This is a genomic window from Moraxella sp. CTOTU49803, from assembly GCF_032097965.1.
GTDB classification, from domain to species: domain Bacteria; phylum Pseudomonadota; class Gammaproteobacteria; order Pseudomonadales; family Moraxellaceae; genus Faucicola; species Faucicola tetraodonis.
This window is the reverse complement of record NZ_DAMCJP010000004.1, coordinates 103,370-119,292: the sequence shown is the minus strand read 5'-3', so window position 1 is coordinate 119,292 and position 15,923 is coordinate 103,370. Positions and strand designations below refer to the sequence as shown.

The 15,923-nt window shown below is 44.1% G+C and carries 14 protein-coding genes; 5 read left to right on the top strand and 9 right to left on the bottom strand.

The features are described 5' to 3' along the window. Positions 1–14 precede the first annotated feature (14 nt). The gene (locus tag RT422_RS06875) at positions 15–1,094 is read right to left on the bottom strand and encodes a glutamate/aspartate ABC transporter substrate-binding protein (RefSeq protein ID WP_313421746.1); all 1,080 of its coding nucleotides are present in this window, start codon (positions 1,092–1,094) and stop codon (positions 15–17) included. Between the two features lie 366 nt (positions 1,095–1,460). On the opposite strand from RT422_RS06875, the gene RT422_RS06870 reads away from it, so the two are divergent. Together RT422_RS06870 and RT422_RS06865 are read left to right on the top strand one after the other, a co-directional pair. Further along, on the top strand, positions 1,461–2,396 hold the full coding sequence (locus RT422_RS06870; RefSeq protein ID WP_313421745.1) for an Hsp33 family molecular chaperone HslO: 936 nt from the start codon (positions 1,461–1,463) through the stop codon (positions 2,394–2,396). Positions 2,397–2,629: 233 nt separating this feature from the next. Further along, a complete protein-coding gene (locus RT422_RS06865; protein WP_219299066.1) occupies positions 2,630–2,851 on the top strand; it encodes a dodecin family protein in 222 nt (73 codons plus the stop codon). A 57-nt stretch (positions 2,852–2,908) separates the two neighbouring features. Here the strand turns inward: RT422_RS06865 and topA are convergent, their stop codons facing one another. From topA to RT422_RS06850, 3 genes are read right to left on the bottom strand one after another with little or no spacing between them, the layout of a single operon-like run. Then, positions 2,909–5,653, bottom strand: coding sequence for a type I DNA topoisomerase (gene topA, locus RT422_RS06860; protein WP_313421744.1), 2,745 nt, complete (start codon positions 5,651–5,653; stop codon positions 2,909–2,911). Between the two features lie 47 nt (positions 5,654–5,700). Continuing rightward, positions 5,701–6,201, bottom strand: coding sequence for a hypothetical protein (locus tag RT422_RS06855; RefSeq protein WP_095355881.1), 501 nt, complete (start codon positions 6,199–6,201; stop codon positions 5,701–5,703). Positions 6,202–6,209: 8 nt separating this feature from the next. Beyond that, positions 6,210–6,965, bottom strand: coding sequence for a ParA family protein (locus tag RT422_RS06850; protein ID WP_219299069.1), 756 nt, complete (start codon positions 6,963–6,965; stop codon positions 6,210–6,212). 242 nt (positions 6,966–7,207) lie between these two features. On the opposite strand from RT422_RS06850, the gene RT422_RS06845 reads away from it, so the two are divergent. Then, positions 7,208–7,864: a DUF2799 domain-containing protein gene (locus RT422_RS06845; RefSeq protein ID WP_313421743.1), complete on the top strand. Its 657-nt coding sequence runs from the start codon at positions 7,208–7,210 to the stop codon at positions 7,862–7,864. A 234-nt stretch (positions 7,865–8,098) separates the two neighbouring features. On the opposite strand, the gene ttcA is transcribed toward RT422_RS06845, so the two are convergent. Then, positions 8,099–9,304 (bottom strand): tRNA 2-thiocytidine(32) synthetase TtcA, encoded by a 1,206-nt coding sequence (ttcA, locus tag RT422_RS06840; RefSeq protein ID WP_409520118.1) that lies wholly within the window; start codon positions 9,302–9,304, stop codon positions 8,099–8,101. A 250-nt stretch (positions 9,305–9,554) separates the two neighbouring features. Further along, positions 9,555–10,781, bottom strand: coding sequence for an AI-2E family transporter (locus tag RT422_RS06835; RefSeq protein ID WP_313421742.1), 1,227 nt, complete (start codon positions 10,779–10,781; stop codon positions 9,555–9,557). A gap of 314 nt (positions 10,782–11,095) precedes the next feature. Here RT422_RS06835 and purM point away from each other — a divergent pair, with 314 nt between their 5' ends. After that, positions 11,096–12,142, top strand: a complete 1,047-nt coding sequence (gene purM / locus RT422_RS06830) for a phosphoribosylformylglycinamidine cyclo-ligase (RefSeq protein WP_313421741.1) — start codon at positions 11,096–11,098, stop codon at positions 12,140–12,142. Between the two features lie 143 nt (positions 12,143–12,285). Then, complete coding sequence (purN, locus tag RT422_RS06825; RefSeq protein WP_099808424.1) at positions 12,286–12,978, top strand: phosphoribosylglycinamide formyltransferase; 693 nt, start codon at positions 12,286–12,288, stop codon at positions 12,976–12,978. Positions 12,979–13,047: 69 nt separating this feature from the next. Here purN and ubiA read toward each other — a convergent pair whose 3' ends face one another. The 3 genes from ubiA to RT422_RS06810 all read right to left on the bottom strand — a co-directional run bounded on the left by ubiA (position 13,048) and on the right by RT422_RS06810 (position 15,738). Further along, positions 13,048–13,959 (bottom strand): 4-hydroxybenzoate octaprenyltransferase, encoded by a 912-nt coding sequence (gene ubiA / locus RT422_RS06820; protein WP_313421739.1) that lies wholly within the window; start codon positions 13,957–13,959, stop codon positions 13,048–13,050. Positions 13,960–14,087: 128 nt separating this feature from the next. Then, entirely contained in the window at positions 14,088–14,906 is an 819-nt protein-coding gene (locus RT422_RS06815; protein WP_313421738.1) for a methyltransferase domain-containing protein, read from the bottom strand. 16 nt (positions 14,907–14,922) lie between these two features. Continuing rightward, on the bottom strand, positions 14,923–15,738 hold the full coding sequence (locus tag RT422_RS06810) for an MBL fold metallo-hydrolase (protein WP_313421737.1): 816 nt from the start codon (positions 15,736–15,738) through the stop codon (positions 14,923–14,925). Positions 15,739–15,923 lie beyond the last annotated feature (185 nt).

Genomic DNA, 15,923 nt, shown 5'->3' with positions numbered 1-15,923 from the left:
TGTTATTCCATCAACTAAGGTTTTGTTGCACTTGCAATTGCATTGCTTGCAGATGCCACAGCGGTTGCCACATTACTAGCGCCCGTTGCTACGGCATTGACGGTAGCAGATGCGGCTGCATTAGCGACGTCTTTTGGTTGCGCGCCGTCATGTGGGTTTGCTAACAAGGCTTTTAAGTTGTCAGACATTTGGAAGTTCATATTGATGTTTTTTGGTGGAATCGGTGACATGAACCATTTTTTGTAGATGTCGTTGATTTCACCTGATGAATAAGTCGCAACCAATGCATCATCGACTACTTTTTTGAATTCACTATCGTCTTTACGCATCATACAGCCGTAAATTTCATACGATTGTGGGGTACCAACAATGACCCATTTGTTTGGATCTTTGGCTTTGGCTTTTTCACCCGCAAGCAGTACGTCATCCATCATGAAGGCTGCCGCACGACCGCTTTCTAACATCAAGAAAGATTCGCCGTGGTCTTTGGCAGAAACGATGTTAATGCCCATTTTTTTGTCATCGTTGAGTTTTTTGATAAAACGCTCAGAGGTGGTGCCTGCGGTAGTCACTAAGGTTTTGCCTTTTAAATCCGCAAAATCTTTGATGCCTGAATCTTTAGCGGTTAATAAGCGAGTACCAATCTCAAAGAAGCCGTTTGAGAAAGCCACTTGTTTTTGGCGCTCTTCATTGTTGGTGGTCGAACCACACTCTAAGTCAACTGTACCATTTTGTACCAATGGGATACGGGTTTGTGAGGTTACTAGGTTGTAACGCACTTTAAGGTCTGGCATATTCAATTGTTTTTTGACTGCGTCAACAATTTTTAATTGTAGGTCATGGGCATAACCTACAGGTTGGTTTGGCGTACCTGCGATATAAGAAAATGGAATTGAGGAATCACGGTAACCCAGTACGATTTCCCCTGATTTTTTAATTTTATCGAGCGTTTTTTCACCAGTAGCCGCTGCCGCTGGTTGGCTACCTTCAGTCCCTGCAGCTTTGTTGTCGCTGGCTTTGTTACAACCTGCAAGACCTAATGCCATAATAGCAGCGGTTGCTAAGGCGATTGGCTTTTTAGAGATTAAAATCATCCTATGATCCTTGTCGTATGATACGTTCTTAGTTAATCTTTTCGCTGTGTGGCTGTCAATGCCAAATCGAGTAAAAAGACCCCCCATCTCTTTGTGTTTATCCTTCCTTGTCCTTCATCATCCGTCATCGCAACCATTGAAATCTGGCAAAACCTTGCACAATGACTGATAAAAAATAGTTTAGGATACTCAAAAGATTTAAAATGTGTGTTTATAGTAATTTACTTTTCTGTGTTGTGACAATAGATTTACAAAAAATATTTTTTTCGTCATCGACAATTTTTTTACCATTTTTTTGCTATTTTCTATTTTATCCCCATTTATAGCTCAATAAATTGATTAAAATTCACTTAAGATAGGTTATTTATGACAACAGCGACTCCAGCACTTCACGATTTTGATATGCGCCAACGTTTTTATTTTGAGAAAAGCCCCGTACGCGGTGACGTGGTACGCATCAATGACAGCCTGCAGACGATATTGCAGCAAAAAGATTACCCAGTTGCCCTGCAAAAACTACTTGGGGAAATGTTGGTTGCGGCAAGCTTGCTGATTGGTACATTAAAAATCGAAGGTCGTCTATCCATTCAATTACAAAATTCAGGCGCAGCCACTGACCCTGAACAAGACAGCTTAACTTGGGCGATGGCAGAGTGCGACCACCAAGGTCACATACGCGGTCTTGCAGAGTGGACAGGCGCGTGGCAATCCGCACAAACGGCAAATGATGCCTTTGCCAAACTTGGTAAAGTCGGTGAAGGGGTGTTATTTATTAATATCCAACCTGATGCCACATATGGCACACAAGCAGAAGGGTATCAAGGTATTGTTGAGCGTGTGGCAGATAACTTAGCGGATTGTTTGGCACACTATCAACAGCAATCTGTACAGATTCCTACCCTAATCAACTTGGCTTGTGATGGTGAGCAAGGGGGCGGTATCGTGCTACAGTTGCTACCACGTACCACAGAAGAAGAGCATGAGACGGTGGACAATGACTTGTTCCCCCGCTTAAAAATCTTAACCAAGACGTTAAAAGCTGAAGAATTAACCACCTTGCCAGCCGATGAGATTTTATATCGCTTGTATCATGAAGAAGACGTGGTAACGGCTGAGCCTATGCCGTTGACCTTTGCTTGTACCTGCTCACAGCAGAAAAGTGAATCGGCAATTTTTCAGTTGGGCAAACCAGCTGCCTTAGAAATTGCTAATGAGCATAGTGGTGAATTGGCGTTGGATTGTGGTTTCTGCGGACATGTTTACCGTTTTGATCACAAAGATATTGAAATGATTTTTGCTTAATTTAATGGATTGCATAGCTAACTTTACATCATTTAAAATTGCGCAATATTGATTACGCTTCTAGTTGATGTGATAGCCAAAACTAATACCAAAGTTACAAGTTAACTTTGGTATTTTTTTGCATATTTGATAAGTTATAAGCATCAAGTTTGCGATAACTTAAGTTAAACTTGATAAGTTTTAGATTAAAAATTAATTAGGAAAATAATATAATAGAAAATAAGGATATAGTTATGTCAGTGGCAAAAAATATCGAAATTAGCAGCAGCTCAACGGTAAGTTTTGAAGATGCCATCAAAAAAGGCATTGCACAAGTCAACAAAACGGTTAATAACGTGGAAGGTGCTTGGATTAAAGAGCAAAAAGTACGCATTAGCGATGGTAATATCACTAGCTATAACGTGATGATGATTGTCAGCTTTGTAATTGAAAATGACAGCACTGATTTAAAATAAAGATTTTATTTATCCATAAAAACCCTAGCATAGGCTAGGGTTTTTTGTTGGCTTCCATTATTCTTCAATCCATTTGCCTTTTCGATAAACTAAGGCAAACTTAGTCGCTTTGCCGTCTTTTTCTGAGCCGATATATTGCTCAGCATTTCTACGACTCCAACGCAAAATCGTTGGATTGCCCTCATTGTCGGTATCTGGCGCGGTAAATAGATACTGGAATTTATCTTCCAACTGATCTTTTATCGCGCGTAATTCTGACAGTTTTGGTGGGCGCGTCTCTCGCACTTTAGGAAATTTTGACGCTGCCAAGAATAACCCTGCTGCCCCTTCACGCAAAATGTAATGGTCATCAAATTTTTGTGACTTGAGTTCTGGCATAGGGATTGCGGTCATGCGTGGTGGCGCTGCATCGCCATTTTTGAGCACTTTACGGGTGTTATCGCACTGCTGACAGGCAAAATAGGCACCAAAACGCCCAGTTTTAAGCACCATTTGCCCATCGCATTTATCACAAGGTATGGTAGGCACATCGTCATTGCCTGCGGTTTCAAAGACGCCTTTTTCTAATAGATAGCCATCACAGTCAGGATTGTTACCACAGACATGGAGTTTTAACCCACCATCGACGATATACCCATCCATCGCGGTATGGCATTTCGGGCAGCGTTTTTTCTCAAGTAGCGCTTGTATCTCGTCGTTGTTGTCCGCGTCGTCCTCACCGAGATTTTGGCTCTCTTTACTGGTTTGGCTATGAAAGGCTTCCACAGGCATCAAATTTTTGGTGCCTTTACAACGCTCTTTGGGGGGTAAATTATAGCCGGTACAACTCAAAAACACCCCTGTAGAGCCTGTACGGATCTGCATTGGGCGCTGACATAAGTCACAATGAATATCTGGGACATCGGTTGGGTCATTGGGCTTCATGCCGTCTTCGTCTTTGGCACGCTCTAACTTGCCTTTAAAATCGCCATAAAAATCATCCAGCACTTTTTTCCAGTTTTGCTGACCTTCAGCGACTTCATCTAGGTTTTCTTCCAGCCCTGCGGTAAAAGTATAATCCATCAAATGCGGAAAGCTGTTGACCAATCTGTCAGTGACGATATCACCCATCTTTTCGGCGAATAAACGTTTGTTTTCTACCTTGACATAACCACGTTCTTGGATGGTTGAGATGATAGCAGCATACGTGGACGGACGACCAATCCCACGTTTTTCCAATTCTTTGACTAAGCTTGCTTCAGTATAGCGAGCCGGTGGCTTGGTAAAATGTTGGGTAGGCTCGATACTATCGACCACCAATTTTTCCCCGATTTTTACATCAGGCAATAGATTGTCTTCATTTTTGGCAGGGGGCTGTACTTTGGTGTACCCATCAAAGGTCATCACGCGACCTTTGGCTCTAAGCTCAATCTCACCGGCATTGACAATCAACGTCATAGATTGGTACTGCGCAGGTGGCATCTGACACGCCACAAACTGGCGCCAAATCAGCTCATATAAACGCTGCGCATCGCGTTCCATGTCTTTTAGCGAGGCAGATTGCACCAAGACGTCTGAGGGGCGAATCGCTTCATGCGCTTCTTGGGCGTTTTGCTTGTTGCCATACACATTGGGCGATGTTGGGACATATTTTGCGCCGTATTGCTTGTCAATAAAACCGCGCACACTGGTGAGTGCATCCGCTGACAAAAAAGTACTGTCGGTTCGCATATAGGTGATATGACCTGCTTCATACAGGCGCTGAGCCAGCATCATGGTTTTTTTGACTGGAAAGCCAAGGCGAGTACTTGCGGCTTGTTGCAGTGTCGAGGTGATAAAGGGTGCAGCGGGTTTTGACTGGGTAGGTTTTTCTTCCCGATCCGCCACGATAAAATCGGATGTTTCAAGCAGCGCAACAATCGCATTGGTCGCTTCTTCGTTTTTTAGTTCAAGGGGTTTACCCGATTTTTTTACCGCTTCTAGGCGAATGGTCTCTTGTTTGGCTTGCTGACTGTGGGTATTGCTGTGGATTTCCCAATACTCCACTGGGGTAAAAGCGCGAATTTCATGTTCACGCTCCACCACTAGACGCGTGGCGACAGATTGTACTCGTCCTGCCGACAATCCGCGCGCTACTTTTTGCCATAGCAATGGCGATACCATGAAGCCTACGACACGGTCTAAAAATCGTCTAGCTTGCTGCGCGTTGACACGGTCATAGTTAAGCTTGGTGGGGCTTTTAAAGGCATTTTGAATCGCGTTTTTGGTGATTTCGTTAAATACCACGCGGCTGTATTTGTCATCACTGCCACCGATGACTTCTTTGAGATGCCAAGCAATCGCTTCCCCTTCTCTATCCAAGTCGGTTGCAAGATAAATTTCTTTGGCGTCTTTGGCGAGGGATTTTAATTCTTTAATCACTTTAACTTTGCTGGGTAGAATTTCATAATGTGCCACCCAGTCGTGCTCGGGGTCAATGCCCATGCGCCGTACCAAGGCTTGCTGCGCTTTTTGCTCTTTGGTGAGCTTGGTATCCGACTTATCGTCGGTTTTTGCTGCGCCAGAACCCGACACAGGTAAATCACGCACATGCCCCACACTAGAGCGGACGATAAAATCATTTCCCAGATACTTATTGATGGTTTTGGCTTTGGCAGGGGATTCCACAATCACCAAGGCTTTGCCTTGCCCCGACGTTTTAGGCGCTGTTTTTGATGCTTTTGATGTGGCTGTTGATTTGGGCGCGGCGGCTTTGGTGTCTGTTTTTGTATCAGCCGTATCCGTGGTTTTGGTTGATTTTCTCGCTGTCGGTGTTTTACTCATGTTGGGTTCACAAAATCATTAAAAAGGGTAAGTTAAAATACGAAAAGTTAGTTATTCTGCACCAATTTGGCATAATCATGCAATTTACTTTTTAACATGATTAGGTCTTTTTCGGTGGTTTCAAGTTCTGATTTCATGCCCAGTTGGCTATTTTCTTGCCAATAAATACACACAAAATTGGCTTTACAGCTTAAACCTTTAACAGTTGTTGCAATGGATGCTGGTAAATCCACCTCCCGGTTATCAAGCGCAAAATTAGCGGGATAATGCCCGGTAAAGGGTCGCCATTTGCCCTCAATCACTTGATAATCACAGGGGCGCATCTTCGCGTCCTCAATCACCACACCGTATTGCGCCATCATGCCTTTACCGCGTTCGCCTGTATCGCCGATAATCCAATCGGGGCATGCGACCAGTTTTGGCTGCACGCCCACGCGTCTGGCTGCCATGCGCAGATTATCACGCATGGTCTCGCGTGCAGATGGTTTTAACCCCATGATACTACCGACAATAAACACCCCGATGGCGATGGCTATCCATATTCCCATTGATTATATTACTCGTACCAGCTGCTATTTTTGGATTTTTTAGATGACGTTTTTGCTTCAGTTTTGGTGTCAGCTTTGTTTTCGGCTTTGGCGTCAATTTTGTCAGTTGGCTGCGGCTCGGAAGCTAGCATATCCATAATTGGCTGCCACTGGGCTTGAATGTCTCGATACGGTTTTTGGCTTTTATCAAAAATCGTCAAGCCGCGCTCTGCCAAGGCTTGATAAATACTACGCTCAGATAGCCAAGCCAGTGGCTGCTGCCCGATATCAGCAAAATACGCCATCAGTTTTTCGGTCGGCTCATTGTCCTGCATCAATTGACTACGCACGCGATTGGCCACCAGATAAATATCGACTTTGCCTTTGCGAATACGTTTGATGTCTTCTAGGCTTTTTAAAAAGCGTTTGGTACTGTCAATATCAAAAAAAGCAGGCAAAACAGGAATTAAAATCGCCTTGCATTCGGCAATCAGCTGCTCGGCTTTAGTGCCTGATAACGCACCTGGGGCATCAATAATCAGCCAGTCGTTTTTACCCAAGGTTTTTGGGATATCACCTATATCATTGCTATCGCGCCAGTCAATACCAATAATGGCAGGTACGTCCGCTGGGCGCATTTTTAGCCACTGTAGGCTTGATTTTTGGGGGTCTGCATCTGCCAATGCCACTGTTTTGCCTTGGTTTGCCAATGCCGCCGCTAGACTCACCGCAATCGAGGTTTTACCACATCCCCCTTTTTGATTGGCGATTAAAATTTTTTGCATGACCCTCACCCTATTGATAAAAAAATTAATGCAATATCACCACATTAACTCAAAAATTTGACCCTGTTAATTTGACGCTATTCATTTGGTTGTATTAAGTAGCCTAACAAAATTTTAACCATTGATAAATGCTTTTATATAAATAATCTGCTAAATTAAAAAATATCAATTCATTAACGGTTTGATCGGTTTAGCCAGTTTTTGACTGGCTAATGGCGACTGTAAACTTCAAAGGTGCCACCATGACGATGCTTTCACTTATAGAAACCTATCACCCAGCAACCACCTCAAAAAAAATGCTTGGACTGTTTGCTGTCACTGCCTCGATGACAGGTTGTGCCACCTTGGGCGGCGGATTAACGCCCACTCAATGCCAACAAAGCAATTGGCAAACCATTGGTCATCAAGATGGTTTACTGGGTCGCAGTCAAGATTATATTCAAAAGCATATCAAGCAATGCGCTAAAGCTAATAGTACACCCAACCAGCAACAGTGGCGGCAAGGTCGTGAAGCAGGGTTAAAACGTTATTGCACGCCGCTACGCGCTTATCAGTTGGGACGTGAGGGCTATGACTATAATGATGTATGCCCACAATCGATGACGCTTGATTTATTAAAAGCGCATGACGAAGGTTATCTCAACTACCAACGTGAGCAAAGGCTAAATCAACTGTGGTACATCACCGATCCATTTTGGGATTCACCATTTTATGGGAGGCTCGGCGGTTTTGGCGGCTACGGCGGCTGGTCACGCCCGTATTATCCACGGAGTGTACCTAACAACCGCCACCCAAAATACACTGATACCCATCAGCCTACATCAAGCCAACCTGTAGCGCCTAGCCCCGTTACCCCTAGCAATGATGCAACCATAGGTTCAAAAAATAATCGCAGCTAAGATAAAAAACAACGTGACAAACTTATCGTGAAATCTGGTTGAGCAATCTCGTTTAGCGATACGACCCGCTGCGTGATGACAATCATTTATAGGTTAAAACTAAAAAAGAAGTTCGGGTGTATTTAACCGAACTTTCTTATTAAACCAGTAGCTTATTAAATCAACCGCTTATCACCTTAATAGCTTAACCCATTACAGCAACCAAAATAGCCGTGTGCTTGACCCGCTTGTTTATCAAATCAAAGGATTGATTGTCGGTATTTTTTGGCTCTCAGCGTTTTGGCTGGCGTTGGATTTTTGAGGCGCTTTGTTTTTTTGAGATTTGGTGGGGTCAAAGGTTTGCACATCAGGTGCGGTTGGCATCCCTTTTTGCTGAAGCTGCTCATCAATCTGCCCCGCTTGGATGTTTTCCCCTTCAAATACACGGATATGCTCATCACGCTTTAACTGCAAATTTTCAAAGTCAAACAACTCACGGTCAGCGAGCTGTGACGGTGCGACATTTTGCATCGCGCCGAATATCGAATCCAAGCGATTCGGGTATTGTTGATCCCATGCCCGCAGCATGTCATTAATCATTGCCCGTTGTAGGTTTTCTTGGCTGCCGCACAGGTTACAAGGAATAATCGGAAACTGCTTGTAATTGGCATATTTGATAATGTCTTTTTCTTCCACATACGCAAGCGGACGAATCAAAATATTTTGCCCATCATCCGATAGCAGTTTTGGTGGCATCGCTTTGAGACTACCGCCGTGAAATAAATTTAAGAAAAACGTCGCCATGATATCATCACGGTGATGACCCAGTGCCACTTTGGTTGCGCCGATTTGTTTGGCAAAACCATATAACGAACCACGGCGCAGCCGTGAACACGCAGAACAGTAAGTTTTACCTTCTGGTACGATTTGCTTGACCACGCTATAGGTGTCTTTTTCTAAAATATAATACGGAATGCCGTGCTCGGTCAGATAGTTGGGCAAAATATCTTCAGGATAGTCAGGTTGCTTTTGGTCAAGATTGACGGCAATCACATCAAACTGAATCGGTGCTATTTTCTTTAAGAACAATAAAATATCCAGTAAGGTAAAACTGTCTTTGCCGCCTGAAATACACACCATGACCACATCACCGTCTTCAATCATGTTGTAGTCACGAATCGCCCAAGAGACCAGCTTACGTAATTTTTTTTGTAGCTTGCGAAAACGCGCGGACTTGATGTCATCGCCTTGGCTGTCACCTTTAGCATCGCCCAAGGATTGCTGCGCTTCATTGTTTAACGCTTCATTGTTTGACGCATCATCATCCCAATCATTATCATCAAGCCCATCTATGTCACTATCTGAGTCTACGTCACTCTCTACTAGTTGGGCTGATAATTGGGGATTTAATTGAGCGGCAGACATGGCTGCTACTGGGCTTACAGAATTGTTTGATTGCATAAGATACCTAACTAATGATAAACCAATAAATAAACCTATGAGGACGCTATCGGCTATCAACGACGCGTAATTTATGGGGAAAATTGCAAATAAAAAAAAGCATTTAACGCAAGGCTGACCAATCCCTCACAACAAATGCTTGATTGAGCGTATCTATAGCCGCCTATCAGATAGAAAACGCCTATCACATAGTCGGCTATTATACGGCAAAATTACGCGCTTGTAGTCATTTGAATGACATCTTGCTGTTTTAGAAGATATTTTTTATCCGCGTCATCCAACTGGTATTTTCTTTCTTCATTTGCGCCTCGATTTGTTTTTGTTGCTGCTCAAGCTTGATATCCATCAGATTTTTTTCTTTAAATAGACTATATTGGGCATCGCCTTTATAAAACTCAGTTTCACGGTAACTGTCATACGCATGTTGGAATAGCACATTGAGTACAGCGGCGAGCGGCAAAGCGATCAGCATACCTGCAATGCCTGCCAGTGCTGCCCCTGCAAGTACCGCAAACATCACCCACAGAGGGGATAAACCAATTTTATCACCCAACAATAACGGCTGCAAAATATAACCTTCCACCGCCTGCCCTACCATAAAGGCACCGACAATTAGCACTAAATGTACCCAGTCCACGCCAAATTGAAATAGCCCTGCAATAATCGCCGCAATAAAGCCAAGGGTAAAGCCAAGATACGGCACAAAACTTGCGATACCGGCCAGCATACCGATGATAAGACCGACTTTAAGTCCAATGAGTTGCAGTTGCACCGCATACACCATACCAAGCAGCACCATCACCAGTAGCTGACCTTTGATAAATGACATCAACGCTTCATCACTTTCTTTGGCGATACGATAGACCGATGGAATATAACGGTTAGGAATCATATGACGCATTTTTACCAAGCGCTCATCCCAATTATATAAAAAATAAAACATCAAAATCGGTACCAGCACCACAATGCCCGCCACATTGATTACATTCATGCCTGATAACATTAAATTGGTAAAAAATGAGCGCGCATCGGTGATATTGTAGTTTTCTTTGAGATAATCCACCAAGCCTTTGGACATATCGCGTACTTGCAGGGCAGGTAAGCGTATGGGTGTGTGAGAACGCACCCAGCCTCGCAGCGTATTGTTATAATAGTCAATTGCCGTCGGTACATACTTCCATGCCGATTGTAACTGCTCCCACACCAGTGGAATAAGCCACCATAGTATCAATCCAATTATCAGCCCAGTGGACAAATATACCAGCAAAATCGCCACCCAGCGGCGAATGTGTGCCTTGTCCTGTAATTTTTGTACGAGCGGATTAATCGCATACGATAAAATAAATGCTACCAAAAATGGCAAAATTACTGATTGTAATTGATAAATGATATAGCCTATTGCAACCAAAAATAGCGATATAAATACCCGTTTGAAAAATACATCTTTCGTAAATCGATAAGGGGATGGGTTGTACATAGGTTCCTCAAAAAAGCCAAATACGCCAAAAATATAAGGGTAATGTCAAATAAAAGACGGTCACTGCCATCGTTGTATTTTCGACTAATTTTAGGTAATTTGACAAAAATAGATAGCACAAACTGCACAACTCATACAAATATTCAAAGCTATGTTATAAAGCCCTATCACATTTGTGGGGCTAGAAGGCGTCATGAACGATGAAAAGCATAATGCTAGCCAGCTAGAAAGCGATGGATTATTTTTCTTTTTGATAGGAATTTGGGTATAATGCGCGTATTACTTTTCCCAATGATTCTGGCGATAGGAAGACCATGACTACACAACCCACTTCGTTAAGTTATAAAGATGCTGGCGTCGATATCGATGCTGGCGAAGCGTTAGTTCAGCGCATTAAATCAGTTGCCAAAGCAACTAGCCGCTCTGAAGTAGTCGGTGGTTTGGGTGGATTTGGCGCCTTGTGCCGTATTCCACAAGGCTATAAATCCCCTTTATTGGTCTCAGGGACTGATGGTGTCGGTACCAAACTCAAACTGGCTTTACAACTGCAGCAGCACGACACCATTGGTCAAGACTTGGTCGCGATGTGTGTCAATGACCTGCTAGTCTGTGGCGCCGAGCCGTTATTTTTCTTGGATTATTATGCCACAGGAAAACTGGACGTCGATACCGCAGCAACGGTTATCAGTGGTATCGGTGACGGCTGTAAATTGGCAAATTGTGCGCTCATCGGTGGCGAGACGGCTGAAATGCCGGGTATGTATCAAGATGACGACTATGATTTGGCAGGTTTTTGTGTGGGCGTCGTCGAAGAGTCGGAAGTTATCACGGGTAAAAACGTTGCCAACAGTGATGTGTTAATCGGTATCGCCTCTAGCGGCGTGCATTCAAATGGTTATTCATTGGTGCGTAAAGTCATTGAAGTCAGCGGTGCCGATGTTGCCACTGAACAATTAGACGGCAAAGCATTAAAAGACGTGTTGATGGCACCGACAAAAATCTATGTCAAAGCCATTGGACAACTGCAAAAAACCTTGGGCAACGCAAGCTTGCATGCGATGGCACATATCACCGGCGGCGGCTTGACGGAGAACCTACCACGCGTATTGCCCGACCATTTGGCGGCGCAAATTGATGTGAAATCTTGGACATTCCCGCCTGTATTCCAATGGCTTCAGCAAAAAGGTCATATCGAGCAGATGGAAATGTACCGCACTTTTAACTGCGGTGTGGGTTTTGTCGTCGTGGTACCGGCAGATAAAGCAGACCAAGCCATTGAATTACTCAATGAACAAGGCGAAACCGCATGGAAATTGGGTGAAATCGTTGAAAGAACAGGCGATGCGGTAACCTATCGCTAATGTTATCCGCGACTCAATCGGTTACTTTACTATTGGGCTATTTTACCCTTAAGCTAGTTTACCCTTGCGTTAATTTAAAAGGTGCGTTTTTACGCACCTTAGTTTTTCCAACCTATTGCTTTGCTATCCTTATGAAGTTGAACATGACAAACCCTACCCCGTTAAAAATTGCCGTCCTCGTCTCTGGCAGTGGCAGTAACCTGCAAGTATTAATTGATAAGCAGCTGCAGCAATTATTAAACATTCAAATCGTGGGCGTGATTAGTAATAAAGCCGATGCCTATGCACTTGAGCGCATCCGCCTTGCCAATGAGCAGCAAGCTAATATTGCAACCGCAGTGATTGCGCGTGACGATAATGGCAAAAAATATACCCGTGTCGGTTTTGAACAACGGGCACTGCAAGAATTGCGCGCGTGGCAACCTGATTTGGTGGTGTTGGCAGGATTTATGCGGATTTTAACGCCGCTGTTTATTGATGGTGTCACCAGCAAGGATGGATTAAACGTGCCCATGATAAATCTGCACCCGTCACTGCTACCCAATTATAAAGGCTTAGATACCCATACCCGTGTGCTACAATCTGGCGAGCGCTATCATGGTTGCAGCGTGCATTTGGTAACGAGCGAACTCGATGCGGGGGAAGTCATCGCCCAAGCGGTGACCTGCGTCAACGCGGCTGAAAATGCTAGCCAATTACAGCAGCGCGTTCATGCGATGGAACACCAACTGCTGCCTATGGTGGTGGGGTTATTTGCTGAGCGGATTGTTTCGCTTAACAATAACCAACTCACCAACCGCCTTGGACTCAATCTGCCTATAAAATTATGGTTATAGTCAAATTATGGCTCTAATCAAAAAAAACGCTTACAATCAAATTTAGGCGTTTTTTATGTTTATCACAGTTTATCCTCGAAGTGCCGATACACTCAGTATCACGATTAGCAAAAATACATAGCGCCCTACCCACACGTTGTCTAAAAATGCGTTAAAGCAAAGCTTACGATCGTAGGTCAGACATTGTTTATTTTGTCGGTAAAACATGGCAACGATAGGTAGCAGCGCCAATACTGAAAGCGCGCCAAAATAATGCCAAAACACGCCCGACAAACTGAGCAAAAACACCCCTTGAAGTAGGCTAATTATCAACACATCGTGTTTACCAAATAAAATCGCGGTGGATTTGACCCCGATTTTTAAATCATCCTCACGATCTGCCATCGCATATTGGGTATCATAAGCCACCGTCCAGCACATATAGCCGAAAAACAGCAGCCAGCACCAAATATCAACCTCGGTCTGCCCCGTTAATACTTGCGATACCGCAACATACGCCATCGGAATCGCCCAGCCGAAAGCCGCCGCCAAAAACACTTGCGGCAAATGGGTAAAGCGTTTCATAAACGGATAGATAAATGCCAGCGCCACCGCACCAAATGACCAAATAAAAACCTGCACGGGCAAAAATACTAATAGCGCTGCACTCACCCAAGATAAAATTAAAAACGTCCAAACCGCTTCTTTACCCGTCAAGCGACCATCCGCCAGCGGCCTACCTTTGGTTCGCGACACATGGCCATCGACTTTTCTATCAGCAAAGTCATTGATGGCACAGCCTGCCGCTCGCATCAACACCGCACCCACCGCAAAGATTGCCACCACATGCCAAGGTGGGAGTTGCTCAAATCCTTTTGCCGCCAAAAACACCGCCCATAAAGTCGACCAAAACACCAGTTCAATGCCCACAGGCTTATCAAAGCGGGTCAAGTGAATATAGGCTTGTAGCTTATCTTTAAAAGACAGAGTGTGTGTAGTCATAGCATGTTTAATTAAACTAATCAAAAAGGAATAGAAGGTTGACGCTAGCATAGCGCTAGCCAATAGTGTCACACTAAGCAATAGTGTAACGCTAAACGTTAGCCAAATCGTCGATAAATTTGTTACCCTTACAGCTGTAAGCCAATCATCAGCAGTTGGTAATCCAGCCCAATCGGCGATTGGTCTTGCAGATAGCGTCTAAATGTCGCCGTATCGATGCTATCTTTGCCAGAGACGGCGCCGCCCATTTGCTTGAGATTTTTTAACAGACTTTTTAGATTGTCATAAGAGGCAGCAAACGATTGCTCGGTGTGATAAATTAGCGTACCTTGACGCTGTTGCTGCAAAGTGTGTATCGCCGCTAGCCAAGCGTGACTGGGTAAAAAATCAAAAACAGGTAACTTGGGAAAGCGCTGACTGACTTCATGAAAAGAACCTGCCACCGGAATCGCCAAATGCAGCTGACCTTTGGTTTTGACGATGCGCCCAAGCTCTGCGATAACGCTTGGCGACGTCCAATGAAGGGCAAAACTACTCATCACCAAATCGGCAGATTGATTTGCCAATGCCGTATCTGCCATATTGGCGCAAAGCGCTTGGCTGTATAGCGTCATTGGAGAAGTTGGTGGGGATGAGGTAGATGACTGCGGCATCGACAAAAGATGCTCGACTCGCTGTTGCCAAATTGCAAGCATACTGGCAGCAGTATCGACGCCATATAACTGAGCGGAAGCTAACGCTGCATTTTGTAAAAACTTTGACATCACCGCTTGGGTCAATTTTCCTGTGCCACAGCCCACATCCACCACGCACATATCGGTTACGCCGGTATGGTTACGCACAATGAGCTGTGCCAAGTGCTCTGCCACCTGCGATTGAATCGGCGTGGCGGCATCGTATGAGTTGGCAAATTTTCCAAAAACAGGGGTAACAGTACAAGACATCATCGACTAAAACAACAAATCAGTCAACTTTAACACTATTAATCAGCCCTGCATAGTCATAATCGTCTTGTGTACGCAAATCAACCCCGCAAGGCAAATTGCCTATCCAATCCAAAAAGCGATTAATCATGGCTTTGCCAACAAAAGATTTGCCATGCTGCGGCACAATCATCTCGACATCTAACTGCCGAACCGCATCTGCCCAAAAACGGGTGACTTTATTACTGACCATGTAGCGCTGATGAAACCCTCGCATGGTCGGAATATGCGCGTCAAAATCTTCCACTGGCACATTCGCATCACCGAGCAACGAAGCCCCCATATCGCCTGAAAATAAAATTTTGCTGATGGGGTCATAAAACTGAAAATTACCTTCTGAATGCAGAAAATGCGCAGGCAAAGCAAATAACTGGGTTTTTCCCAAAGGCAACACCGCGCCTTCATCTGGCAACGCAATCAAGCGCTTAAGATACCCTTCTTGCAGACGGTCAGTGGTAAACGCGGAGTTAAGATGCGGTAAAAAACGCTCCCACAACCTTGAGATGACGATATTGGCTTGGGTATGCAGTAGCCAACGTGGCAATGACGCAATGATATCGGGGTCTTGGTGTGAGCCAATCACATAGCGGATATGCCTTATATCCGTATGTTTGAGCAGTGCTAGTGTTAGCGGTGTATAGGTCAAATCTCCACCTGGGTCAATAATCGCGCCGACAGTTTCTTCATCTGAGTGCAAAATTAAAAATTGATTGGACTGAATACCATCACCTTTTACCAAATCACTAAACATAATGCACTGATGCTTGCCATTATCAAAAATTATTTTACCGCTCATAACCTATCTACCCATTTAACCGACAAATAAAACTTAAATTACTGATAAAAAACGCTATAACACACGCTATAAAATTGTGCAGCAAAGTGACTTTGAGGGACTTTGAATGACTTTGCAAACCATTGTTAACCGTTCGTTATTTGCCTCAATAAACTGCCCTTAAACCCTTAGAAATAGTGAGGATT